Here is a 24061-nt window from a genome sequence, read left to right as displayed (position 1 = left end):
CCCGCACCAGGGCCTCCGGCTCCGTCCAACCCCCAGATCCGCAGACGAGCCACGAGGTGCCGTATGACAGATCGGCCGCTGGTCCGGATGACCGGCATCGGCAAGCGGTTCGGCGGCGTGCACGCCTGCCGCGACATCGACCTCACCGTGACCGCCGGTGAGGTGCACGCGCTGCTCGGCGAGAACGGGGCCGGCAAGTCCACGCTGATCAACGTGCTCTCCGGTGTGATCACCGAGCACGACGGCACGATCGAGGTGGACGGGGAGCCGGTCAGCTTCGCCGGCCCGGCCGATGCCCAACGCGCTGGCATCGCGACCATCCACCAGGAGCTGGACCTGGTGGCCGGGCTGTCCATCGCGGAGAACATGTTCCTCGGGCGCGAGCCGCGTACCCGCCTCGGCACCGTCGACATCCGGAGGATGCGCCGGCAGGCCGAGGCGCACCTGCGGACGCTCGGCGCGGACCTGGACCCGCGCCGGCTCGTGGGGTCGCTGCGCGTCGGCGAGCAGCAACTGGTCGAGATCGGTCGAGCCCTGTCGCTGCGCGCGCGAGTCCTGATCATGGACGAACCGACCGCGGCGCTGGCCGACGCCGAGGTCGAACGGCTCTTCGCGACGATCGCCGAGCTGCGCCGGGCCGGAGTCGGCATCGTCTACATCTCGCACCGGATGGCGGAGATCGAGCTCATCGCCGACCGCGTGACCGTGCTGCGCAACGGCACTGTCGCCGGCACCGTCGACCCGCGGCTCGCCTCCCGGGAGGACATCATCCAGCTCATGGTCGGCCGGTCGGTCGACGCGCTCTTCGGCGAGGGCCGCAACGAACCCGGTGACGTGCTCCTCGACGTACGCGGGCTCGCCGTGACGCCCCGCCGGCCGGTGCCCGGTCGGACCGAGCCGGCCGGCGTGGATCTCACCGTGCGCTCCGGAGAGATCGTCGGCCTCGCCGGGTTGATGGGCGCCGGGCGTACCGAACTGCTGGAGACGTTGTTCGGCGCGGGCGGTTCCGGCCGGCGCGTCGGCCAGGTGACCATCGGCGACCGGCCGTACCGCCCCGGTGGCCCCCGGGCGGCACTGGCGCGCGGGGTGGCCTTCGTCCCCGAGGACCGGCGCGGCGCGGGGCTGATGCTGGAGCACTCCGTGGCGGACAACGTCGTGCTCTCCGCGCTGTCGTCGCTGACCACGCTCGGGCTGGTGCGCCGCCCGCTGCTGCGCCGGACGGTGGCCGAACAGCTCACCACCCTGGCGGTGAAGGCGGCATCACCGTCGATCCCGGTGGCGACGCTCTCCGGTGGCAACCAGCAGAAGATCGTGTTCGCCAAGCAACTGCTGAGGCGACCACGACTGCTCCTGCTCGACGAGCCGACCCGGGGAGTGGACATCGGCGCCAAGGCCGAGATCTACCACCTGCTGCACCGGCTCGCCGACTCCGGCATGGCGATCCTGCTCGCCTCGTCGGAGCTGCCGGAGCTGCTGAGCCTCTGTGACCGGGTGGTCGTCCTGCACCGTGGTCGCACCGTGGCCATGCTGCCCCGCGCCTCCGCCACCCAACAAGCCATCCTCGCCGCGGCCAACGGGGACGACGTCAAGGAGTCTCGATGAACCCGCCCAACCCCACCACCGTCGCCGCATCGCCGCCGGAAACACCGCCCAGCCGTCGCGCGATCCGACTGCCGAAGGACCGGCACGCGATCGTCGACAACTTCTTCCGGTTCCAGAGCCTGTTCGGGCTCGTCGCCGTCTTCCTGATCGCGATCGCCGTCTCGCCGTCCCGCAACGGCGAGAACGTGTTCCTCAGCTCCGGGAACCTCGCCAACATCGTCCGGGCGGTCTCGGAGATCGGCATCATCGCGGTCGGGATGACGTTCGTGATCCTGATCGGCGGCATCGACCTCTCCGTCGGGGCGGTGCTCGGGCTCGCCGCGGTCGGATCGGCCACGTTGATGGTCGACAGCGGCCTGGGCATCGTGCCCACGGTCCTGATCGTGCTCTTCATCGGCACCGCGTTCGGGGCGACGCAGGGCGCGATCGTCGCCCGGATCGGGATCCAGTCCTTCATCGTCACCCTGGCCGGCCTGCAGGCGGCTCGGGGCATCGCCCGGATGTGGTCCGGTGGACTGGGCATTCCGATCGCCTACGGCGAGGGACCGCAGGAGGCTCCCGAGGCGTTCTCGCTGCTGAGCGGCTCCATCAACGGAGTGCTGCCGGTACCGGCCCTGATCTTCCTCGCCATCGGCGTCGGCGCGCTCCTGGTGCTGCGCAGCACCGCCTTCGCGCGGCACGTCTACGCGATCGGCGGCAACGAGAAGGCCGCCCGGCTCTCCGGCGTGCCCGTACGGCGCGTCCGGGTCACCGTCTTCGCGATCTCCGGCCTGCTCGCCGCACTGGCCGGGATCATCCACGCCGGTCAGCTCAACCAGGGCAGCCCGAACGACGGTGCCGGCTACGAACTGGACGCGATCGCGGCCGTGGTCATCGGCGGGACGAGTCTCGCCGGCGGCAGCGGATCCATGGGCGGCACGATCGCCGGCGCCCTGCTGCTCGGGATCCTGAACAACATCCTCGCCCTCAACAACATCGACGCGAACGTGCAGCTGGTCGTCAAGGGACTGGTCATCGTGGCTGCCGCCGCGTTGCAGAGGCTCCGCCCCCGCATCGCCTGACCCACCACCACCTTGGAGGAAACATGCGCTACGCCCGAAGAGCCATCACGATCCTCACGCTGACCGCGCTCGCGCTCACCACGGGATGCAGCGTCGAGAAGGACGGCGGTGACAACGGCACCGACGCCTCCGCCCAGTGCGGCGGCGGCAAGGACTTCCTGATCGGCATGTCGCAGGCCAACAACGCCGAGCCGTACCGGCAGGTCATGAACGACGACGTGAGCACCGCGGCGAAGGCGGTGCCCGGGTTCCGGGTCGTCGTCTCGGACGCGGCCCAGGACAACAGCAAGCAGGTCGCCGACGTGGAGAACTTCCTCTCCCAGGGCATCAACCTGCTGATCATTTCGCCGAACGAGGCGAAGCCGCTCACCGCTGTGGTGAAGAAGGCGTACGACCAGGGCATCCCGGTCATCGTGCTCGACCGCAAGGTCGAGGGTGACGCGTACACCGCCTTTATCGGCGGCGACAACGTGGCGATCGGCAAGGCGGCGGGCGAGTACTACGCCAAGACGCTGCTGCCGCAGGGCGGCAAGGTCGTCGAGATCTCCGGCCTGCCCGGCTCCACCCCGGCCGCCGAGCGCGCTCAGGGCTTCCGGGAGGGCATCGCCAGCAACCCGAAGATCGAGATCGTCGCCACCCAGACCGCCGAGTGGCTGCGGGAGAAGGGGCAGAGCGTGATGGACGCGATGCTCAAGGCCCAGCCCGACATCGACGCCGTGTACGCGCACAACGACCCGATGGCGGAGGGCGCCTACCTCGCGGCGAAGGCCGCCGGCAAGGAGACGGCGATCAAGTTCACCGGGATCGACGCCCTGCCCGTCGCGTCCGGCGGCATCAAGGCGGTCGAGCAGGGTCGCCTGCAGGCGACGTTCCAGTACGCGACCGGTGGCCGCGAGGCGATCGACCTGGCCAAGAAGATCCTGGTCGACTGCTCGAAGGACGTGCCGAAGTCGACCACCCTCGGCACGATGCAGATCACCAAGGACAACGCCGCTCAGGCCTACACCGAGCTCGGCGGCAAGCAGTAGCAGTTCCTCAGGTGCGGGCCCGCCGAGGACGCTGGCGGGTCCGCACTGCCGAACGACCGGGAAACCGCCACCGGAATCCGCATCGAGCCCTGGAGGAGAGCGATGCCCCGCCTACCGTCCCGCGTCGGCCGGCTGTCCGCGCTGTGCGCGGTCGCCCTGAGCCTGATCGCGACACCGGTCGCGGCTCGGGCGGCCGATCCGCCCGCGATCGACAACCAGCCGTACGAGAACCGGTCGACCGTGGTCGGTGCCGGCGACTTCGTGCACGTGTACGACCCGAGCGTCGGCGAGAACGAGCGCTGGTACTACAACGACCACACGATGGTGCGCGACCGCCGTACCGGCGAGTGGCACATCTTCGCGATCACCCACGCGGAGCCCGCCAACCCGCTCGACGAGCGGTTCTTCGGCCACGCCACGGCGCCGTCGCCGCGCGGACCCTGGACGAAGCAGCCGTTCGCGCTGGAGGCCGACCCCGCCGCGGGCGAGAGCCACATCTGGGCGCCGTACGTCCTGTTCCACGGCGGCACGTACTACATGTACTACGCGGGCGGCACCGCGGACCACACGGCCTACCGGATGCAGCTGGCCACGTCGAAGGATCTCAAGACCTGGACCCGGCACCCGGCGAACCCCCTGTTCACCGACGGCTTCGACGGCCGGGACCCGATGGTCACCCGCGTCGGCAACCAGTGGGTGATGTACTACACCGCCAACAGCACACCGGCGGGTGGTCACCACATCGTCGCCTACCGCACCAGCAAGGACCTGATCCACTGGGGAGCCCGGCGGACGGCCTTCGAACACCCGGCCACCGGCACCTTCGGCGGACCGACCGAATCGCCGTTCGTGGTGCGTCACGGCGGATCGTGGTACCTCTTCGTGTGCTGTGAGAGCGGATACCAGGACACCCGGGTCTACCGCAGCGCCGACCCCTTCCACTTCACCGTCGACCAGTTGGCGGGGCAGATCAACGCGCACGCCGCCGAGGTGGTCAAGGACGACTCCGGCACGGGCGACTGGTACGTCACCGGCGCCGGCTGGGGTCAGGGCGGGCTCTGGCTGGCACCACTGAACTGGCGTACGCCGGTGGTGACGAAGGGTCGCGTCGTCACCACTCCCTACTACCGTGCCGTCGTGCAGACGGCGCCCCAGGCGCGGCTGGTCTCCTACGACGCCGATCCCGCCGGACGTGGCGAGTACCGGCCCGTCACGGACTCGTCGTCCCGATCCACGGCGCCCTACCTCGCGGTCGGAGCCTTCGGGCCCACCGACGTGGCGGGCGCGGCCAGGGACGTGACCGTCTCCGCCGACGGCACCGACGTGAGCCTCAACGGCATCCCGCTCGGGAACGAGCCGGTGACCGCGGACTGGCGGTTCCGGTTCGACACGACCACCACGGACCTCAGCTTCGTCTGGCACGTGGCCGGCCCGACCACCGCGCCGGTCTGGGAAGCCGCCTGGAACCTGGACTCGGCCCTGCCGCGGCTCGGTGACCCCGGCCAGCAGGACCGGGACGGCGACGCGGCGGGCTTCACCAGTTGGACACTTGCCACCGACGACACGACCACGTTGGTGGCCGCCTACCGCGCCGGCTCGGCCTGGAACGAGGACAACCGGTGGTTCCACCGGCCCAGCGGATCGATCGCCTGGCAGCCGCTGTGGCAGCCCGGCGGACGGTCGTTGCCGGTGGGTGACCTTCCCGGGGGCACGTGGCGGCTCGGGGTGAGCGGGAGCGCCGCGGACACGTCGTTCGCCGAGGCGCTGGCGGCAGGCCTCAACGGCACGAGGTAGCGGCCGGGCCGTCCTGCCGGCGGTGGATCTCGCCGCCGGCAGGACGACCCCACCGGCCGGTAGGGTCGTCCGCGTGAATCTGGCCGACACCGCCTTCCGGCTCGGGGTACCCGTCGAGGACGTCGAGCGCGTGCACCAGCTCGCCGGCGACCGGCCGTCGGCCCCGCTGCCCGCCAGGGCCGACGCGCCCGCGATCCTCGACCGGCTCGCGGTGCGGCCGGACGACGCCGCCGAGATCATGGCCGGCTGGCCCGACGTCGACTCCGCGCTGTGGACGCCGGAGCTCCGCTGGCTGCTCGACCGCTCGATCGCCCTGGTCCGCGCCGATCTCGGGGGCCACGGCTGGCTGTCGCCCGGTCCCGCGCTACCGCGCGACCGGGGTCCCGCCTGGCGGCATCTGTACGTGTACGCGTACCTGGCCCTGGTCGACGTCGTCCGGGGGTACCACCGCGACCACGGCGTCCCCGACGACGTGTCGTGGGTGACCCTCGCGGACCTGGGCCGCAACCTCGCGATCGACCGGCGGATGCGCCGCGAGGGCTGGCCGGTCATGCAGAGCTGGCTGACGCTGCACGCGCGCGGTGGCATCTACGAGCTGGGCCGGCTGCAGCACCAGCGCGGCGGTACCGCCATCGACCTGCACATCCCCGACTCGGGGCCGTTGACCCCGGAGGCGGTCGCGGCATCGCTCGACGAGGCCCGCGCGTTCTTTCCGCGCCACTTTCCCGACGAGCACTACACGGCGTTCTCCTGCGGCTCGTGGCTGCTCGACCCGCAGCTGCGCGAGTACCTGCCCGGGGACTCCAACATCGTCCGGTTCCAGCGGAGGTTCGAGCTGGAGCCCTACGAGGAGCCGGAAGGGCTGGACGCCGACGTCGAGGTGCTGCGGTTCGGGTTCCGCACCCTGACCACGCCGTTGGACCAGCTGCCGCGCCGCACGGTGCTTCAGCGGGCGATCGTCGACCACCTGGAGGCCGGCCGCCACTGGCAGTGGCGCCGTGGCCGCTTCCCCTTCTGACCGACACCTGCGACCGACCCAGCATCGAACTTTTCGATGCACACCATGCAGAGCATTCAGGCTGTTCATGCTGGCTGATCCCGGATAGGGTCCCGCCAGTCGCCCAGCCAGGAGGTTTGCCGTGCTCAGGAAGCGTGCGCTCCACGTCGTCATCGGTCTCGTCACCATCTCGATCGCGGCAACGGGTTGTGGCCGCTCGGCGAGCGGACAGACGCCACAGTCCGGCGGCGCCGCCTCCGTCGCCGCCGACGCGAAGGCCGCCGACCTCGTGCCCGCCGACATCAAGGCGAAGGGTTCCCTCCGGGTCGCCACCGCCGAGGGCTACCCACCGATGGAGATGTACAAGGCGGGCACCCAGGATCTGACCGGCGTCGACCCGGAACTGGCGGCGGCCATCGCCGGGCGGCTCGGCCTCAAGCTGGACATCACCAACGCCAGCTTCCCCGGTCTCATCCCCGGCCTACAGGCCGACCGCTGGGACCTGGCGATGTCCTCGATGAGCGACACCGAGGAGCGGCGCAAGGCGGTCGACTTCGTCGACTACTTCCAGGCCGGCGGCTCGATCATGGTGGCCAAGGGCAACCCCGCCGCGGTCAAGGACCTCGCCGACCTGTGCGGCCGCGCCGTCGTGCTGGCCAAGGGCAGCTCCAACCTCGCCATCGGCGAGGGCCAGAACGCCACGTGCGCCAAGAAGATGACGATCTCGCAGAGCGAGGACGCGCCCACCGGCCTGCTCCAGATCGATGCCGGACGGGCCGTCGCCACCATCGTCGACTACCCGGTCGCCAAGATGCTCGCTCAGGAGAGCGGCAAGTACGAGGTGCTGGAGGCCCAGTACGAGGCGGGACCGTGGGGGATCGCGATCGACAAGAAGGACAGCCAGTTGCGCGACGCGGTGCAGCGGGCGCTCCAGGAGCTGATCGACAGCGGCGACTACACGAAGATCCTGGAGAAGTGGGGCGTGACGGGCAGCGCCATCCAGGCGGCCACCGTCAACGACCAGAAGTGAGCACGCCCGTGGACCGTACGGCTGACGAGCGGGTACGCGCAGCGGACCCGGCGCCCGCTGAGCTGGACACCGCGCAGGCCAACCGGATCAGCCACCCCGTCAGACCGGGGCGGTGGCTGGCCGCCGGGGTGGTCGCACTCGTCCTGGTCTGGCTGGGATGGTCCATCGCCGTCAACCCCAACCTGCACTGGGACATCGTCGTCGACTACCAGTTCGACCGGGTCATCCTGGAAGGGCTGTGGGTCACCATCCAGCTCACGGTCGCGTCGATGCTGATCGGCGTGGTCCTCGGCGTGGTGGTGGCCCTGATGCAGACCTCGGCCAGCCGGATCCTGCGCACCGGAGCCACGGCCTACGTCTGGTTCTTCCGGGGCACGCCGCTGCTGGTGCAGCTGATCTTCTGGTTCAACATCGCGTTGATCTTCCCGGAGATCGGTCTCGGCGTGCCGTTCGGCGGCCCGAAGCTGATGACCTGGGAGACGAACGCCCTCGTCACGGGCTTCGTCGCGGCGCTGCTCGGGCTGAGCATCAACGAAGGCGCCTACATGAGCGAGATCGTCCGGGCCGGGCTCCGCGCCGTCGATCCCGGCCAGCAGGAGGCCGCCGCGGCCCTCGGCATGTCCCGCGCGAAGATCATGAGACGGGTGGTGCTGCCGCAGGCGATGCGGATCATCGTCCCGCCCACCGGCAACCAGTTCATCTCGATGCTCAAGACCACCTCGCTGGTCTCGGTGATCGCCGGTGCCGACCTGCTCACCGTCGCCCAGCGGCTGTACCTGACCAACTTCGAGGTGATCGCCCTGCTCATCGTCGCGTCCATCTGGTACCTGGTCCTCACCACCGTCGCCAGCGTCGGCCAGTACTTCCTGGAGCGCCGGTTCAGCCGGGGCTTCGGGACCACCGTTCCCGGCACGCTGCGCGGACGCATCGGCCGCAACCTGCGGTTCACCGGGAGCGCGCGGTGACCGCGCCGATGGTGCGGTGCCGGCAGGTCCGCAAGAGCTTCGGCCGCCTGGAGGTGCTGCGCGGTATCGACCTGGTCATCGAGCGCGGCCAGGTGGTCTGCGTGGTCGGCCCCTCCGGCTCCGGCAAGTCCACCCTGCTGCGCTGCCTCAACCACCTTGAGGAGCCGCAGGCGGGCCGGATCCACGTCGACGGCGAGCTGATCGGGTACGAGGAGCGCGGCGGGCGACTGCGACCGCTGCCGGACGCCCGGCTGCGCCGGCAACGCGAGTCGATCGGCATGGTGTTCCAGCGGTTCCACCTCTTCCCACACCGCACCGCGCTGGGGAACGTGATGGAGGGTCTGGTCGCCGTGCAGGGCGTCCGGGTGCCCGACGCCCGCAAGCGTGCCGGTGAGCTGCTCGACCGGGTCGGGCTCGCCGATCGGGCGCACCACTACCCGGCGCAGCTCTCCGGCGGGCAGCAGCAGCGGGTCGCCATCGCGCGGTCCCTGGCGATGTCGCCGAAGCTGATGCTCTTCGACGAGCCGACCTCGGCGCTCGATCCCGAACTGGTCGGCGAGGTGCTCGAGGTGATGAAGGACCTGGCGGCGAGCGGCATGACGATGATCGTGGTGACCCACGAGATGGGGTTCGCCCGCGAGGTCGGCGACCACCTGGTCTTCATGGACGACGGCCTCATCATCGAGGAGGGCCCGCCGCGGAAGGTTCTGGCCGCTCCGACGCACGAACGGACCCGCGCCTTCCTCTCCAAGGTGCTGTGATGCGGTTGGACCTGCTGGTCACCGGCGGAGTTGTCATCGACGGCAGCGGCTCGCCCACCCGCAGCGCCGACGTGGGGGTGCGGGCGGGCAGGTTGCTGCTGCTGCCTCCGAGCAGCCGCAGCGCCGCCGACACGGTGGTCAACGCCGGCGGGCTCGTCGTCACCCCGGGCTTCATCGACGTGCACACCCACTCCGACCTGCTCGCCGGCCACGACGAACAGCGGGAGACGCTGCGGCTCGCGCCGCTGCTCCAGGGCGTCACCACCGAGATCTGCGGCAACTGCGGGATCAGCCCCTTCCCGGTGCCAGCGGAGCGCGCGGGGACGGTGCGAGACCTGGTCGCCGCGACGTTCGGCCCGCCGGCGACGACGTACGTGTCCTTCGCGGAGTTCGCCGCCGCGCAGGGCGTCGCCCGGCGCAACCACCTCGCCGCCCTGGTGGGCCACGGCACGCTCCGTGCCGCGGTCGTCGGCTTCGCGCAGCGGCAGGCCACCGCCGACGAACTCGGGCGCATGTGCGCGCTGCTCGACGAGGCGCTCACCGCCGGCGCTGCCGGCCTCTCCACCGGCCTGATCTACCCGCCAGGGGTCAACGCCGGCACCGACGAGGTCATCGCGCTCGCCCGGGTGGCCGCCGCGCACGGCAAGCCGTACGTGACGCACCTGCGCGACGAGATGTCGCAGGTCGAGTCGGCGCTGGAGGAGGCGATCGAGATCGCCACCGCGGCCGGGGCGGCGTTGCAGGTCTCGCACCACAAGACGGCCGGGCGGCGGTCGTGGGGCGCTACGGTCCGCACCCTGGCCCGCCTCGAGCAGGCGCGGGACGACGGGCTGGACGTTCTCTGCGACGTCTACCCGTACACCGCCGGCAGCACCGCCCTGCACGCTCTGCTCCCGCCCTGGGTCATCGCCGACGGCGTGCCGGCGATGCTCACCTCCGTCCGACGGGCGACGGTCCGCGATCGCATCCGCGTCGATGTGGCCACCGGCCTGCCCGGCTGGGAGAACACCGTCGGCAACGGGGGCTGGGACCTGATTCGGGTTGCCTCCGCCCCGACCAGCCCGGCCGTCGAGGGCCGCACCATCGCCGAGCTCGCCGCCGCCCGCGACATCGACCCCGTCGACTACGTCTGCGATCTGCTCGCGGCCGAGGACGGCAACGTGACCATCCTGAGCCACTCGATGCGGGAGGACGACGTACGCCGGGTGCTCACCAGCCCGCTGTCGATGCTCTGCTCCGACGGCGTGCCCAAACCGGGCCGACCCCACCCGCGCTGGGCGGGCAGCTTCGCCCGGGTGCTCGGCCACTACGTCCGTGACGTGGGCCTGCTGAGTTTGGCCGAGGCCGTGCACAAGATGACCGCGATGCCCGCCCGCCGTTTCGGCCTTGTCGAGCGGGGCCTGCTCGCCGACGGGTACGCGCCGGACCTGGTGGTCTTCGACCCCGCGGAGATGGCCGACGGCGCGACGTACGACGATCCGCTCGCGCCGCCACGTGGTGTCCGCCAGGTGGTGGTCGGCGGCCGGGTCGTCGTGGACGGCGACCGGGTCATCGACGCCAGACCGGGTCGGGTGCTGGCCGTACCGGATCGTGAACCCGCCACCCGGGCTCGCACGTGATCGCCGACGGCCCGGCCGCCCCCACGCGGATCGGTGCGATGGTGCGACGGCTGAACGACGGGCGGACCCTCACACACGACCCGGACCTGGTCCTGCCCCTCGCGAGCGTCGGCAAGCTGCTGCTCCTCGGCGAGGTGGCCCGCCGCCTCGCCGAAGGGACCCTCGCCCCCGACCAGCCGGTCGACCTGCTCGACGACGACCGGGCGCTCGGCGGAACCGGCCTGCTCGGCGTGCTCTCGCCGCGACGGTGGACCGTCACCGACCTCACCACCGCGGTCGCCACGGTGAGCGACAACGCGGCCACCAACGCCCTGCTGCGGTTGGTGACGCTCGACGCCGTCCAGGAGCTGGCTCGCCGCAGCGGCCTTCGGGACACCACCGTGCACGACCGGATCCGGGCCGCCCGCGGCCCGGACGTACCCCCGACGTTCGCGACCGGCACAGCCCACGACCTCTGCGCCCTCCTCGCCGACGTGGCGAACGGGACCTGGCAGGGCCAGCGGGCGTCCGGGTTGCTGCGCGGCTGGCTCGCCCGGAACACCGACCGCACGCTCGTCGCCGACACCATCCCGCACGACCCCTGGTCGACCGGCGGCGTCCAGGTGCTGAACAAGACCGGCACCGACACCGGTGTACGCGCTGACGCCGGCATCGTCGTCGGCCGGCAAACCGTCGTCTACGCCGTGGTAGCGGCGTTCCCGTCCGGCGCGGAGCGGACCGCGGTGGGTGAACTGCGGCGGTGGGGCACGACCGTCGGCCGGCTCGCCGGCACGCGCGGCCACCGCTCCGACAGCGCCTGACTGAGCCCCGACGCGGCGTCGGTCAGCCGATCCACGAAGCTGCCGACCACCGGGTTCGGGTTGCCGGGGCGCAGCGCCACCCCGATCTCCCGGTGCAGGTTGGCGTGATCGAGCGGCTGGACCGCCACCTCGCCGGGGTCGCGTAGACCCAACGACGGCACCAACGCGACGCCGACACCGGCCCGGACCAGGCCCAGCACCACCTCGTAGTGGTCGCTGCGGCAGCGGATCCGGGGCTGGAACCCTTCGGCGCGCGCGGCCAACTCCAGCACGGAGACCTCGCCCTGCACACCGAGCGTGGTGATCCACGGCTCGTCCGCCAGGTCGCTGAGCCGCAGCCGCCGCCCGGCAAGCGGGTGGCCGGCCGGGAGCACCACCAGTTGCGGATCGACCATCAGCGGGGAGACCGTCGCGGGAGGAATCTCCGCTGCGGGACTCAGCGGATGGTCGAACACCACCACGAGGTCAAGCTCGCCCTGGTTGAGGCGGGGGAGCAGCTCGGACGGCTGCCCCAGAATCAACGCCAACTCGACCTGAGGGTGGTCGGCGGTGAAGCTGGACAGGGCGCGCGGCAGCAGCTCCGTGCCGGCGGTGGCGAAGAAGCCGATCCGCAGCAGACCCCGCCGACCCTCCCCGTGGGCCGACAGCTCGTCGCGGGCGGCCGACATCAGATCGATGATCTGCTGTGCGTAGTCGGCCAGGCGCTGACCCGCCACGGTGAGCCGCAGGCTGCGCGGCCCTCGGTCCACCAGCGCGACCCCGGCCTCCTGCTCCAGCGTGGCGAGCTGGTGGGAGACGGCGGACGGGCTGAGCCGGAGCTGTTCGGCCGCGGCGACGATGGTCCCGTGCCGGGCGATCTCCAGCACCACCTGCAGTCGCGCCGTGTTGAACATGCGTGGACCGCCTTCCCCTGCTCCCAGCGGCGCGAACGGCCCTCGCCCCGGCCGGACCACCCTGCTGACAATACGCACGATCACCCGAACCGGAGTGCTGGCAGGCGGCGCCGCTCGCTGTTCGAGGGCGTCCGTTGACCGCCGGCGCGGTCCGGTTGCGGCCTGCGCTGCCGCTGATCCGACCGCGCGGGCGGCTCACCCGGGCGGCAGCTTGAGATCGGTCCGGGCGGTGTTGTCGGCCGGGGTGGTGTCGGCGGGGAAGGCGCCCTGCACGTTCGCCCGTACGGTGAGCGCGAAGCCGGTGAGCGTCCGCGCCGGCCCGCCCGGCGCGATGTCCACCCGCACGCCGATCCGGTACGACCGGGAACCCCCCGCCGGGATCCGCGCGTCGCCGGTGCAGAACATCGTCTTCGTGTCGTCGTTCTGCCCCTGGTTGAAGCAGCCGCCGATCCCGGTGCCGTCCAGGTCGATCGTCGCCTCCACCGGCAGCACCACGATCAGGTCGCCACTGTCGTACGCCCGGGTGCCGGCGTTGCCCATGGTGACGTCGAGCCAGCCGGCGTAGGCGTCGCCGGACACTTCCAGGGTGAGGGTCCGTGGAGCCTTGATCGACAGGTCGAGAACCCGGGTCGAGGTCGCGGACGGCGTGGCCCCGGGGCTGGACCCGGATCGCGTTGGCGTGCCGCTTGTCGGCGGCGCTGGGGTCGCCGGGGTCGCCGGGCTGCTCGGCGTCGCCGAGGGGGTGGCGCTCGGGGTGGCCGATCGGGTGGGTGGCGGTGTGGTCGAGCCGGTGCTCGGCCACGCCGAGGGGAAGTCGGTGGCGGGGGAGTCGTCCGTGACGACCCCCGGGGGCGGAGGGGCCGCGATCCTGACGAACCCGACCGCGCCGGCGGCCATCACGACCGCCGCGGCGACGCCCGGGACGGCGATGCGTCTGCGCAGCCGGCGGTACGCTCGGCGACGCGGCTCGTCCGGGTCGGGCTGGGTGACGTGCCGGAGGCTCGCGGAGCGCAGCTCGGCGAAGGATGCCGCCAGAGGATCCGATCCCTGGTCGTGATGGTTCATCTCAGTCCGCCGTCCTTCCGGTCGGTCGGCGCTCGCCTGGCTCCTGGGGGTCGTGGTCGGCGAGCCGGGTGGCTAGCGCGGCACGGGCGCGATGCAGCCAGGACTTGACCGTGCCGGGAGCCACGCCGCAGTCCTCGGCGATTTCGTTGACGGTGAGTTCGGCCAGGTAGTGGAGCACGACCGCGCGTCGTTGGTCGGCCGGGAGCGTCCCGAGGGCCGCGGTCAGCGCGACCCGCTCCGGGCCGGGGCCGTCCACCACATCCAGCCGCTGCCGCTGCTGGAACAGCCGGGCGGTACGCACCCGACGCCATCGGCTTGCGCCGGCGTTCCACGCCACCCGGCGGACCCAGGCCACCGGATCGTCGTAGCGGGCGATCCGATGCCAGCGGGGCCACGCCCGGCTGAACGCCTCCTGCACCAGGTCCTGTGCCTCGCCCATGTCTCCGACAAAGGCGTACAGCTGCACCACCAGAGGCTGAAAATGGTGGCGGTAGACCTCGTCGAAGCCGGGACCGGAATCCTCCTCCACAGCAGCCCTCACCTCGATCGTCAATCGTTCCGGAGGCATCGCGGCGACGTGAGTGGGAGTGCGCGGCCGCGGGGTCACCCACGGCCGCGCATCTGACTGCGTCATCGTCAGTCGACGACGGCGGTGACGCGGAAGTCGGCGGAGTTGTCGCTGGGATCGACGTCGGTCAGCTCGTCGCCCCAGCCGAACACCGCGTACAGCCGCACCGACCCTGAGCCGAGGTCACCAGGGGCGACCTCTGCGGGTGCCCGGAGCAGGAGCGCCACGGTGCGCTCCTCACCCTCCATGAACCGCCCACCGGCCACCGCGCAGTTCGCGGCGCACGCCTCCTCCGGCTCGATCCCGACGAGGCTGACCCCGGCCGGCAGCCTCGGGTCCAGCCAGTACGCGTCGTGCGCCGCGTCGCCCGCCGACCGCACGGTCACCGGCAGCCGGCCCAGCCAGCTCCCGTCCTCCTGGCGGGAGAGGGTGGCGGACCCGACCGCCAGCGACGCGTCCGGCTGGGTGTCCCAGACGTACGGCTGCGGACTGCGCAGCGAGCCGGTGGTGGACCGGAACAGGGTGGCGAACCCGCTGGTGTCGTTGGCCGGGTTCGCGTCCCCGGTCTCGACCGTCAGCCGGCCACCCGTGGCGCGCATGGCGTGGGCCTGCGGAGTGGTCAGCACCCGGAAGTCGACCGTGAACCGGCGCCGCTCGCCGCGCTGCAACGCGCCGCCGGGCACCAGGCAGTCGATCGTGCGCAGCGGCTGCGGGCTGCCGAAGATGCACGCGTCGGCGGGCGTCAGCCCGGCGAACGCGCCGGGTACCGGCTCGGTGAGGGTCAGGTTCAGGTAGGAGGCCTTCGCGCCCCGGTAGGTCACCGTCACCGGCAGGCTGCCGGCGTATCCCCGGTCGGTGGGTTCGAGCACCAGCCGGCCGACCGACACGGACGTGTCGCCCGGCGCGACGGCGGCTTGTGCGGCCGGCACGGCTGTCCCGAACAGGGCGACCCCCGCGCCCAGGACGGCGGCGACGAGCCGACGGGTTGTGGTCGTGGTCATGTCTGGTCCTCCGGATCCCCGTGGTGCCGCCGGCGGTACCGCACCGTCGGCGGTGTTACGGGCAAGACACCTGATGACCCTCCCGGCGGTTGCAGCAAGATGTACGCCGATGGATGTCACGTAGGTGACAGCTCCGCCCGGGAGGAGCATCTGGAGGATCCGCTTGGACGACGCGAGCCGTTACCTCGAACTCATTCGGGCCGGACGTCGTCGCGTGCGAGCCGCGAGCACGCGTCAGGGGCAGGGTCCTTTCGCGCAGACGTCGATGATCTTGCCGGTGAGCAGGAACGTCGCCTTCTGCTCCTGCGCTCCGGGCTGGGCGCGCGCGAACTCGTGCGGATCGTCGCCGTACTCCGGGCCGGCCGGGGCGAGGTTCGTCGTCGGCGGAGCGTACGCCGCACCGCTGTTCCAGATCACGATCGCCGAGCCGGTGTACGGGTACGACCGGATCGGTGCGATTCCCCAGTACGGCTTCACGTCGAGTGACCAGCCGTCGGCGAGGGCTGGGGTGTGCAGGCGGGCGCCGATGGTGCGCGCCTGCACCTCGGCCGCCGCGGGGGAGACCTGGTGGTCGCCGAAGGCCACGTGCATCAGCACCTGATGCGCCGGGGTGCGCGGCAACGGGTTGTCGGTCATGTGCTGGGCGTACCCGTTGGCCTCGGACCGGTCCCAGAGCATCTGCAGCAACGCGAAGATCAGTTGCTGGTCGACCTTGTCCGGATAGGAGCCATCCATGATCGTCTGGAAGGGAGCGAAGTCCACGCTGCGCTGCAACAGCGTCGAGTAGTTCATCGCCGGCACGCCGAGCACCGACCTGGTCCAGTCCTGGGCGATGGCGGTGAGCGCGCCACCGTTGATGCCACCCTGGCTGTTGCCGTCGTAGTGCAGCCCGCCGGCCACGTCGATCAGCGGTTGCCCGTCGGCGTTCTGGAACGCCGGGTCGGCGGCGATCCCGTTCGGGTGGATCATCGCCCGGCCCAGGAAGAGGAAGTTCAGGAAACTCTGCTGCAGCCGGTCCGCCACTGCGGGAAAGGCGCTGAGGTCGCTGAAGGCGCCGGCCACGTACGGGACGTCGGCGGCGGCCATGCCGATCCAACTGGTCGCGCAGAAGGTGAAGTCGTACGTGGCCGACATGGTCTTGACGTTGCCGGCGTTGATCTCGGTCGGTCTGCCCAGCAGGCCGTGGCCGTAGAGCGAGAGGTGCGCCGGATTGGCGGCCGAGGCGTTGCGCGGGATGTTGCAGACGAAGTCCGCCCGCAGCGTCGCGCCGGACGGAGTGGGCAGGGAGTACCTCGTCGGTGCTGTCCCGTCGCCGTCGACCGGCCCGTAGTGCAGCCGCGAACCGGGCTCGCCGCTGCCGGTCAGGTAGGACGGTACGCCGATGGTGCCGGTCACCTGCCGAGCAATCCGCGCATCCTGCTCCGGCGGGTAGTCGGTCACCTGGGTGACGGTGATCGACGGCGCCGCCGCGCCCAGGGCGGCGAAGGCGGTGTCGCGGATCGCCAGCATCCGCCCGGTGAGGCCCTGCCGGCTGGCCACCGTGAAGTCCCACGCCAGGTGGAGGCTGTGCCGCTTGACGCCGACCCTGGTCAGGTTGGCGAGGATCCGCTTGATCTGCGGCGTGCGGCGGTCCCGGGGGTGAAGACCGGCGCCGGTGACGTACCTGCGGAACGCGGCCGGCGCCGGGATCAGCTTCCCGCTCCGGTCCCGCATGTCACGCAGGCCCACCACGTACCGGGTGCCCTCGGCAAGCGCCACCGCCGGCCGGATGATGAGCAGCTGGCTGTCGGGCTGGTCGGCGGCGTGCGCGTCCAGCTCCGCCCAGTACGGGGTGCGCCTGCCGGTGGCCGTGTTGAGCAGCACGATCGGCGCGTCCGGGGCCAGCGACCGGCCGATGTCGGTGACCGGAGCGATCCCCGTGGCCGTGGCGTCGAGGCGGGGCACGCGTACCAGGATCGGTGAGCCGGGGCTGAACCCGTCCTGTCGGTTCCACTCGGCCGGGTTGATCGGGGTGCCCTGCACGTTGGCGGGCATCGAGGACGGCGCGAGTTGCACGCGCCTGCCGGTGCGGGTGGCCCGATCGGGCACGGTGAAGTAGTCGTTCGGGAAGGGCAGCAGGCACGCGGTCGGGTCGATCGGGTCGCAGCCACCGTGGGTGGCCGGTTGCGACGGCATCGCGGGGGGTGCGCCGGCGGCGGCCGTGCCGAGCAGTACGGCACCGACAGTCACCAGCACGGACACGGCGAGACGGAGCCGTACGGGGGTGGCCACACGCATCTCCTTCGATGGCGGACGGAGCGTGGTGTTCTTCCTACGCCGCACGAGTGATCGCGGCAAGACCCATCGACGCCGGCGTCCGTATCATCGCGGCATGGTGCTGAACCCGGGGGTACGGTTCAGCCGCCGGGCGGCGCTCGTGGCCGCCGGCGGGTTGCTCGTCGGGTGCTCCCGGCAGCCCGAGGTCGACCGGGTCCACCTGCGACTGGCCACCGGGCCGGCGGGTGCGGTATACCGGCGCATCGGTGGCGCGCTGGCCGAACACATCTCCGAGCAGGTGCCGGGCGCCACGGTGACCACCGTGCCGAGCGGGGCGTCCACCGACAACATCCGGATGCTGCGGGCCGGAGAGGTGCACCTGGGGCTGACGAGCCTGGACGCCCTGATCACGACCGACGGCACCGCGCCCGAGGGGCTCTCGGCGATCTGCCGGCTCTACGACAGTCACCTGCATCTCGTGGTCCTGGCCGGTTCGGCGATCAGGGAGTTCCGGGGCCTCGAGGGCAGGCGCATATCCCTCGGCGCCCGTGACTCGGGCACCGAGTTCACGTCGCTGCGGGTGCTGGAGCTCGGCCCGGTGAACGCCGACGGTCGGTACCTCAGCCAGGCCGAATCGGCGGCGGCACTGCGCGACGGCAGGATCGACGCGATGTTCTCCCTGACCGGCGTCCCGACACCCGCCATCACGGACCTGGCGCAGCGGCACCCGATCCGGCTGATCCCGTTGGACGCGCAGGCGGACGCGCTCTTCACGGCGTACCCGGGTCCGTACGCTCCGGCGATGATCCCCGCGACCGCCTACGCCGGCGTCCCGGCCACCCGCACCATCGCCGTGCCGAACGTGCTGCTCGTGCGCAACGACCTGCCCGAGGATCTGGTCTACGCCATCACCGACACGATCTTCACGCACACCGGCACGATCACCTCGGCCAGCCGCGACGACGCCGAAGCCGTTCCGGAGGCGTGGCGGATCAACGTGCGCACCGGTATCTCCACCGCGTCGGTCCCGCTCCATCCGGGCGCGGCAGCCTGGTTCCGGGACCGCAAGCGCTGACCCCGGGCCGGGCGGGCCGGGTCCTCAGACCGGCGACGGAGCCGGGTCGCCGGACGTCGACGTCACCCGCGGAACGGCCGGCATCGCGACCACCGCGGCGAACCCGTGCCCGGACCCGTCCGGACGTGGCAGGCCCCTCTCCAGCCGCAGCTCGCCCCCGGCGGCGCCGACCAGGTCGGCGCAGATCGCCAGTCCCAGGCCGGTCCCGGACACGTTCTGGTGTCGCGGCGACCGCCAGAACCGTCGTAGCGCCTGGGCCCGCTCGGAAACGTCGATGCCCTGGCCGTCGTCGCGGACCGCGACGGTGACGACCCCGCCGGCCGCGGAGCCGTTGCCGTGCCCGGCGCTCGCGTCACCGGGCACGATCCGGGCCCTCACCTCCACCACCTGCGCGTCCGACAGCCGTAACGCGTTGCTGATCAGCTCGTCCAGGACGCTGCCCAACCCGCCCGGCGGCTCCAGCAACCGCAACCCCGGCGGCACGTCGACCGCCAGCGTCTGTCCCGCCGTCGCCGTCAACGCGCGCCACCGGTCCACCCGGGTCGCCAGCACCGCGTCGAGATCCACCGGCGACGCCGTCCGCATGCTCTCCATCCGCGCGCTGGCCTGTAGCGAGTTCAACATCCGCTGCATCGCCTTCAGCTCGTCGACGGCGACGTCGTACACCTGCCGCCCGTCGCCGTCGGGCCGCAGGTGTGGTGCGAGGCTCTCCACCGCGAGCCGGAGGCTGGTCAACGGGTTGCGCAGCTGGTGCGACGCGTCGGACACGAACGCCCGCTGCCGCTGCACCGCGTTCTCGACGGCGTCCATCATGGTGTTGAACGATTCCGCCAGCCGCCGCAGCTCGACCGGGCCGGCCTCGGCGTCGGCGCGGATCGTCAGATCGCCCTCGGAGATCCGCGAGGTCGCCGCGTCCAGCTTCCGCACCGGCCGCAGCACCCACGCGGACACCGGCCAGGCGACGGCCGCCAGCGCGATCAACGGCAGCAGGCCGAGCCCGGCGAGCCAGGCCCAGCGTACGAGGATGTGCTCGCGCGTCCTGGACAGGTCGGAGATCGTCACGACGGCGCCGACCACCTCACTGTCCCGGCCCACCGGCTCGGCCACCACGAGTGCCGAGTCGTCCCACGGCGCCCACTCCCAGGACGGTTCGGACCGGGCCCCAGCCAGCGCCGCGGTCACGATCCGGGGCAACGCCGGCTCGGCCCGCGCCGCCTCCTGGTACGCGTCGGCCGGTCCGAGCAGCACCGTGCCCGACGTGTCGATCACCGCTGCCGGGATCCCGTACAGCTCGTGGTAGCGCGTCAACTCCTGCTGCAACGCCTCGGTCCGCCCCCTCGACAGCGCGGTCTCGGCCAGCGATGCGAACCGGCCGACGTCGTTGAGCCGGTTGACGTACGTCTCCTGCATCTCACGCTCGGCCACGGTGACGCTGAGCGGCACCCCGAGCGCCGCGACGAGCAGCACTGCGATGGGAACCAGCACGATGAGCAGGCGGCGGTGCACGGCGCGTCAGCCGATCAGCTCCGGCTGGTCGGCCAGGAGCCGATAGCCGACACCGTGGAGCGTGCGGATGACCACGTCCGGCCCCAGCTTGTGGCGCAACGCCGCGATGTGGGTGTCCAGGGTGCGACTCGACGACTCCCAGGTCGCGCCCCAGATCTGGTCGAGGATGACGTCGCGGCTGACCACGTTCGGCGCCCGTCGGGCCAGCAGCAGGAGCAGCTCGAACTCCTTGCGGGTCAACGGCACGGGCGTGTCGCCGACGGTGACCTCGCGGGTGCCGACGCCGATCCGCATCGGGCCGATGACGAGCGGCTCGTCCGGGTGGCTCAGGGCGCGAGCGGTCCGGGTACGCCGCAGGACCGCGTCGATCCGGGCCAGCAGCTCCGGGACGCCGAAGGGCTTGACGATGTAGTCGTCGGCGCCGGCGCGCAGGCCACGGACCCGCTCGTGCTCCTCGGATCGCGCGGTCACCGCGATGACCGCGGTCTCCGGGCGGTCACGCAGTTTGCGGATCACGTCGAGCCCGTCGCCGTCGGGCAGACCCAGGTCGACGAGGACCACGTCGGCCGGCACCGCACGCACGGCCTCCGCGGCGGTGGCGATGCGGTGGACCTCGAAACCCGCCTGGGCCAGCACGGTCACCAGACCGCGCGCCACGCGGTCGTCATCCTCGATGACGGTTATCCGCATACCGGCGGATTGTACGGCCTGTATCGACGCTCATGTCAGCCCTGGAGTTCTTGGGATTCCTCTGACATCGAGCGCATTCCTTGGGATTTCTCTGACACCATCCGCGTCTCCGCCCGCCGAGACTGAGGCCCGACAACGCGCACGCGCCGACGAGGAGGCCTCGATATGACAACGACCAGGCATCGGGTCGCCGCGCGGATGATCGCCGCGCTCGGCGCACTCTCGCTCCTGGCCGCCTGCTCCGGAAACGGCGGCGGTGGCAGCGGCGGCGACGCCTCGAGCTACCCGGACCAGAACATCACGATCGTCGTGCCGTTCAGCGCGGGCGGGCCCACGGACACGGTCACCCGCATGATCGCCGAGCCGATGGCCGCCAAGCTCGGCGGCAAGATCGTCGTCCAGAACGTCGAGGGTGCCGGCGGCACGGTCGGCGCCGGCGAGGTCTCGCAGGCCGATCCGGACGGCTACACCGTGCTCATGCACCACATCGGCATGTCCACGGCGCCCGCCCTGTACAAGAACCTCGACTACAAGCCGCTCGAGGACTTCAAGATGGTCGGACTCGTCACCGAGGTGCCGATGACCGTCGTCGCCCGCAAGGACTTCGCACCCGCGACGCTCCAGGACCTCGTGGCCCACGTGAAGGCGAACGCCGACAAGGTCACCCTGGCCAACGCCGGCATCGGCGCCGCATCCCACCTGTGCGGCCTGCTGTTCCAGACCGCCGCCGGGGTCAAGCTCCAGGAGGTCCCGTACCAGGGCACCGGCCCCGCGCTGACCGACCTCGTCGGCGGCCAGGTCGACTTCATGTGCGACCAGACGACCAACACCAGCGGCCAGATCGCCGCGGGCAAGGTGAAGGCGTACGCGGTCACCACGCCGGAGCGGGTGAAGAGCCTGCCGGACCTGCCCACCACGGCCGAGGCCGGGTTGTCCCAGCTCCAGGTCAGCGTGTGGCACGGTCTCTACGTCCCGGCCGACACGCCGGACGAGATCGTCCAGAAGCTGTCCGAGGCGCTGAAGGTGGCCCTGGCCGACCAGGGTGTCATCGACCAGATGGCCAAGCTCGGCACCGCGCCGGTCCCGGCCGAGGACGCGACCCCGCAGGCGCATCGCGCCAAGCTCGAAGAGCAGCTCGGCACCTGGGCGAAGATCATCGCCGACGCCGGGGTCACGGTCTCCTGAGGTGGAGCGCCGTCGGTCGATGCCGGACGTCCTCGCCGGGGGAATCTTCGTCCTGATTGGTGGTGCCTTCGTGTGGGGGGCGCTCGGCTACGGGTTGGGCACCCCACTACGGATGGGCCCCGGGGCCTTTCCGATGCTGGTCGGCGCGACCGTGGCCGTCCTGGGCCTGGCGATCATCGGCAAGGGACTCGTCGCCGGCGAGGTGACCTCGTTCGGGGCGATCCCCTGGCGAGCGGTCGCCGTCATCGTGCTCGCGGTCCTGTTCTTCGGATTCACCGTCCGGCGCCTCGGATTCGTACCGACGTCGGCGGTGACCGCCCTGCTCACCACGCTGGCCAGCTCCCGCGTACGGCTGCTCACGGCCGTGGCCGTGGCCGCCGGGCTGACCGTGGCCAGCACGCTCATCTTCGTCGTCGGACTGCAGCTGCGGATCCCGCTATGGGGTCCGTGGCTGGGGTTCTGACGGGACATCCGGATTGAGGCATGGAGCTTCTCGACAACCTCGCGCTGGGCTTCTCGACCGCCCTCCTGGTCCAGAACGTCCTCTACTGCTTCGTCGGAGTGCTGCTCGGGACTGCGGTCGGCGTGCTGCCCGGCATCGGGCCGACAGCGACGGTGGCGATGCTGCTGCCGATCACGTTCAGCTTCGAGCCGGTCACGGCGTTGATCATGCTGGCCGGTATCTACTACGGCGCACAGTACGGCGGCTCGACGACCGCCATCCTGATCAACCTGCCCGGTGAGTCGTCGGCGGCGGTCACCGCGCTGGACGGGCACGAGATGGCCCGGCAGGGTCGGGCCGGCCCGGCGCTGGCGGCCGCCGCGGTCGGGTCCTTCATCGCGGGTACGGTGGCCACCGTCGCGCTGGCCGTCGCGGCCCCACCGCTGGCCAGCGTCGCGTTGCGGTTCGGCCCGGCCGAATACTTCTCGCTGGTGCTGTTCGGCCTGATCGTGTCGATCGCGCTGGCGCGCGGATCGGCGCTCAAGGCACTGGCGATGATCGCGCTCGGCGTGCTGCTCGGCACGGTCGGCCAGGACATCTACACCGGCACGCCCCGGTTCGTGTTCGACCAGCGTGAGCTGTACGGCGGCATCAACTTCGTGTCGGTCGCCGTCGGCATGTTCGGGGTGGCCGAGATCCTGCGCAATCTGGAGAACGAGCGGACCCGCACGGCAATCGTCAGCACGGTGAAGAACCTGTGGCCGACCCGCGAGGACCGCCGCCGGATCGTCGGCCCGATCCTGCGCGGCACCGGTCTGGGCGCCGCGCTCGGCATCCTGCCCGGCGGCGGCCACGTGCTGGCCTCGTTCACCTCGTACGCCGTCGAGAAGCGGATCTCGAAGCGGCAGCAGGAGTTCGGACGCGGCGCGATCGAGGGCGTGGCCGGTCCCGAGTCGGCGAACAACGCCGCCGCGCAGACGTCGTTCATCCCGCTGCTCACCCTGGGGCTGCCCGCCCACCCGGTGATGGCGCTGATGGTCGGCGCGTTCATCGTCCACGGCATCACCCCCGGCCCGAACGTCATCACCGACGAGCCGGCGCTGTTCTGGGGCCTGATCGCGTCGATGTGGATCGGAAACGTGCTGCTCGTACTGCTGAATCTGCCGCTGGTCGGCATCTGGGTGCGCATGCTGCGCATCCCGTACCAGGTGTTGTTCCCGATGATCATCTTGTTTGCGGCGATCGGCACCTACTCGCTGAGCTTCAACGCGTACGACGTGTACGCGATCGCGTTCTTCGGGATCCTGGGCTACATCCTGATCAAGTGCGGCTGCGAGCCGGCGCCCCTGCTGCTCGGCTTCGTCCTCGGCCCGCTGCTGGAGGAGCACCTGCGGCGTGCGCTCATCATCTCGCGCGGCGACGCGTCGGTCTTCCTGACCCGACCGATCTCCGCCGTGTTCCTGGCGCTGGCCGTGGCGGCGCTCGTCGTCGCCGTCCTTCCGACGATCCGCAAGCGCCGCGAGATCGTGTTCGCCGAGGACGAGAGCCTCGACGAGATCCCGAACCCGGTGCCGCCGCCCAGCCCGCGGGCGCACGACGACCTCGACGAGCTCCCGCCACGGGTCCCGCCGCAACGCTGAGCACGGATTTGGTGAACATCATCCGCGGTTTCCTGGTCGCGAAGGTGACTGAGTCGGGGTGCCGGCCGGGCCTAGCATCCGGC

At 71.5% G+C, this 24061-nt stretch carries 20 protein-coding genes and 1 pseudogene; 14 read left to right on the top strand and 7 right to left on the bottom strand.

Annotated elements, in window-relative coordinates:
- Window positions 1-63 precede the first annotated feature (63 nt).
- The 10 genes and pseudogenes from EAD89_RS03230 to EAD89_RS30910 all read left to right on the top strand — a co-directional run.
- Window positions 64-1602: a sugar ABC transporter ATP-binding protein gene (locus tag EAD89_RS03230; RefSeq protein WP_121674642.1), complete on the top strand. Its 1539-nt coding sequence runs from the start codon at window positions 64-66 to the stop codon at window positions 1600-1602.
- Window positions 1599-2663, top strand: coding sequence for an ABC transporter permease (locus EAD89_RS03225; protein WP_121674641.1), 1065 nt, complete (start codon window positions 1599-1601; stop codon window positions 2661-2663). Before EAD89_RS03230 ends, EAD89_RS03225 begins: the two co-directional genes overlap by 4 nt.
- Before the next feature lie 23 nt (window positions 2664-2686).
- Window positions 2687-3691, top strand: coding sequence for a substrate-binding domain-containing protein (locus tag EAD89_RS03220; protein ID WP_121674640.1), 1005 nt, complete (start codon window positions 2687-2689; stop codon window positions 3689-3691).
- A 102-nt stretch (window positions 3692-3793) separates the two neighbouring features.
- On the top strand, window positions 3794-5485 hold the full coding sequence (locus tag EAD89_RS03215; RefSeq protein WP_121674639.1) for a family 43 glycosylhydrolase: 1692 nt from the start codon (window positions 3794-3796) through the stop codon (window positions 5483-5485).
- 73 nt (window positions 5486-5558) lie between these two features.
- Window positions 5559-6503, top strand: a complete 945-nt coding sequence (locus EAD89_RS03210) for an acyltransferase domain-containing protein (RefSeq protein ID WP_121674638.1) — start codon at window positions 5559-5561, stop codon at window positions 6501-6503.
- A 121-nt stretch (window positions 6504-6624) separates the two neighbouring features.
- Window positions 6625-7512, top strand: coding sequence for an ABC transporter substrate-binding protein (locus EAD89_RS03205; protein WP_121674637.1), 888 nt, complete (start codon window positions 6625-6627; stop codon window positions 7510-7512).
- Window positions 7513-7520: 8 nt separating this feature from the next.
- Entirely contained in the window at window positions 7521-8477 is a 957-nt protein-coding gene (locus EAD89_RS03200) for an amino acid ABC transporter permease (RefSeq protein ID WP_233578133.1), read from the top strand.
- 8 nt (window positions 8478-8485) lie between these two features.
- A complete protein-coding gene (locus EAD89_RS03195) occupies window positions 8486-9238 on the top strand; it encodes an amino acid ABC transporter ATP-binding protein (protein WP_121674718.1) in 753 nt (250 codons plus the stop codon).
- Entirely contained in the window at window positions 9238-10857 is a 1620-nt protein-coding gene (locus tag EAD89_RS03190; RefSeq protein WP_121674636.1) for an amidohydrolase family protein, read from the top strand. Before EAD89_RS03195 ends, EAD89_RS03190 begins: the two co-directional genes overlap by 1 nt.
- A 38-nt stretch (window positions 10858-10895) precedes the next feature.
- Window positions 10896-11486, top strand: a pseudogene (locus tag EAD89_RS30910) (serine hydrolase); the annotation flags it as partial.
- A gap of 47 nt (window positions 11487-11533) precedes the next feature.
- On the opposite strand, the gene EAD89_RS03180 reads toward EAD89_RS30910, so the two are convergent.
- The 5 genes from EAD89_RS03180 to EAD89_RS03155 form a co-directional block, all read right to left on the bottom strand.
- On the bottom strand, window positions 11534-12550 hold the full coding sequence (locus EAD89_RS03180; RefSeq protein WP_121674635.1) for a LysR family transcriptional regulator: 1017 nt from the start codon (window positions 12548-12550) through the stop codon (window positions 11534-11536).
- A 195-nt stretch (window positions 12551-12745) separates the two neighbouring features.
- Window positions 12746-13615 (bottom strand): hypothetical protein, encoded by an 870-nt coding sequence (locus EAD89_RS30205; protein ID WP_147458742.1) that lies wholly within the window; start codon window positions 13613-13615, stop codon window positions 12746-12748.
- 1 nt (window position 13616) lies between these two features.
- Complete coding sequence (locus tag EAD89_RS03165; RefSeq protein ID WP_121653179.1) at window positions 13617-14183, bottom strand: SigE family RNA polymerase sigma factor; 567 nt, start codon at window positions 14181-14183, stop codon at window positions 13617-13619.
- Between the two features lie 68 nt (window positions 14184-14251).
- Window positions 14252-15184 (bottom strand): hypothetical protein, encoded by a 933-nt coding sequence (locus EAD89_RS03160; protein WP_121674632.1) that lies wholly within the window; start codon window positions 15182-15184, stop codon window positions 14252-14254.
- A gap of 234 nt (window positions 15185-15418) precedes the next feature.
- On the bottom strand, window positions 15419-17461 hold the full coding sequence (locus tag EAD89_RS03155) for a hypothetical protein (protein ID WP_233578132.1): 2043 nt from the start codon (window positions 17459-17461) through the stop codon (window positions 15419-15421).
- Between the two features lie 94 nt (window positions 17462-17555).
- Between EAD89_RS03155 and EAD89_RS03150 the strand changes: the two genes are divergently transcribed.
- Window positions 17556-18515 carry a TAXI family TRAP transporter solute-binding subunit gene (locus EAD89_RS03150; protein ID WP_121674631.1) on the top strand — a complete coding sequence of 320 codons (960 nt, stop codon included), beginning with the start codon at window positions 17556-17558 and terminating at the stop codon, window positions 18513-18515.
- A 24-nt stretch (window positions 18516-18539) separates the two neighbouring features.
- Here EAD89_RS03150 and EAD89_RS03145 read toward each other — a convergent pair whose 3' ends face one another.
- Together EAD89_RS03145 and EAD89_RS03140 are read right to left on the bottom strand one after the other, a co-directional pair.
- Window positions 18540-20000 carry a HAMP domain-containing sensor histidine kinase gene (locus EAD89_RS03145; RefSeq protein WP_199733393.1) on the bottom strand — a complete coding sequence of 487 codons (1461 nt, stop codon included), beginning with the start codon at window positions 19998-20000 and terminating at the stop codon, window positions 18540-18542.
- Between the two features lie 27 nt (window positions 20001-20027).
- The gene (locus EAD89_RS03140) at window positions 20028-20711 is read right to left on the bottom strand and encodes a response regulator transcription factor (protein ID WP_121674629.1); all 684 of its coding nucleotides are present in this window, start codon (window positions 20709-20711) and stop codon (window positions 20028-20030) included.
- 165 nt (window positions 20712-20876) lie between these two features.
- Here EAD89_RS03140 and EAD89_RS03135 point away from each other — a divergent pair, with 165 nt between their 5' ends.
- From EAD89_RS03135 to EAD89_RS03125, 3 genes are read left to right on the top strand one after another with little or no spacing between them, the layout of a single operon-like run.
- A complete protein-coding gene (locus tag EAD89_RS03135; RefSeq protein ID WP_199733392.1) occupies window positions 20877-21896 on the top strand; it encodes a tripartite tricarboxylate transporter substrate-binding protein in 1020 nt (339 codons plus the stop codon).
- A 1-nt stretch (window position 21897) separates the two neighbouring features.
- On the top strand, window positions 21898-22359 hold the full coding sequence (locus EAD89_RS03130; RefSeq protein WP_121653172.1) for a tripartite tricarboxylate transporter TctB family protein: 462 nt from the start codon (window positions 21898-21900) through the stop codon (window positions 22357-22359).
- 20 nt (window positions 22360-22379) lie between these two features.
- On the top strand, window positions 22380-23978 hold the full coding sequence (locus tag EAD89_RS03125; RefSeq protein ID WP_121674626.1) for a tripartite tricarboxylate transporter permease: 1599 nt from the start codon (window positions 22380-22382) through the stop codon (window positions 23976-23978).
- The last annotated feature ends 83 nt before the right edge of the window (window positions 23979-24061 follow it).

The organism is Micromonospora sp. BL4 (assembly GCF_003667505.1).
Taxonomy (GTDB): domain Bacteria; phylum Actinomycetota; class Actinomycetes; order Mycobacteriales; family Micromonosporaceae; genus Micromonospora.
The sequence above is the reverse complement of the archived record's forward strand: the minus strand, read 5'-3'. Positions and strand labels throughout refer to the sequence as shown.

Coding starts and splice junctions, on each gene's coding strand:
- EAD89_RS03230 (WP_121674642.1), top strand. CDS start 64: ATGACAGATCGGCCGCTGGTCCGGATGACCGGCATCGGCAAGCGGTTC.
- EAD89_RS03225 (WP_121674641.1), top strand. CDS start 1,599: ATGAACCCGCCCAACCCCACCACCGTCGCCGCATCGCCGCCGGAAACA.
- EAD89_RS03220 (WP_121674640.1), top strand. CDS start 2,687: ATGCGCTACGCCCGAAGAGCCATCACGATCCTCACGCTGACCGCGCTC.
- EAD89_RS03215 (WP_121674639.1), top strand. CDS start 3,794: ATGCCCCGCCTACCGTCCCGCGTCGGCCGGCTGTCCGCGCTGTGCGCG.
- EAD89_RS03195 (WP_121674718.1), top strand. CDS start 8,486: ATGGTGCGGTGCCGGCAGGTCCGCAAGAGCTTCGGCCGCCTGGAGGTG.
- EAD89_RS03190 (WP_121674636.1), top strand. CDS start 9,238: ATGCGGTTGGACCTGCTGGTCACCGGCGGAGTTGTCATCGACGGCAGC.
- EAD89_RS03180 (WP_121674635.1), bottom strand. CDS start 12,550: ATGTTCAACACGGCGCGACTGCAGGTGGTGCTGGAGATCGCCCGGCAC.
- EAD89_RS30205 (WP_147458742.1), bottom strand. CDS start 13,615: ATGAACCATCACGACCAGGGATCGGATCCTCTGGCGGCATCCTTCGCC.
- EAD89_RS03165 (WP_121653179.1), bottom strand. CDS start 14,183: ATGCCTCCGGAACGATTGACGATCGAGGTGAGGGCTGCTGTGGAGGAG.
- EAD89_RS03160 (WP_121674632.1), bottom strand. CDS start 15,184: ATGACCACGACCACAACCCGTCGGCTCGTCGCCGCCGTCCTGGGCGCG.
- EAD89_RS03155 (WP_233578132.1), bottom strand. CDS start 17,461: ATGCGTGTGGCCACCCCCGTACGGCTCCGTCTCGCCGTGTCCGTGCTG.
- EAD89_RS03150 (WP_121674631.1), top strand. CDS start 17,556: ATGGTGCTGAACCCGGGGGTACGGTTCAGCCGCCGGGCGGCGCTCGTG.
- EAD89_RS03140 (WP_121674629.1), bottom strand. CDS start 20,711: ATGCGGATAACCGTCATCGAGGATGACGACCGCGTGGCGCGCGGTCTG.
- EAD89_RS03135 (WP_199733392.1), top strand. CDS start 20,877: ATGACAACGACCAGGCATCGGGTCGCCGCGCGGATGATCGCCGCGCTC.
- EAD89_RS03125 (WP_121674626.1), top strand. CDS start 22,380: ATGGAGCTTCTCGACAACCTCGCGCTGGGCTTCTCGACCGCCCTCCTG.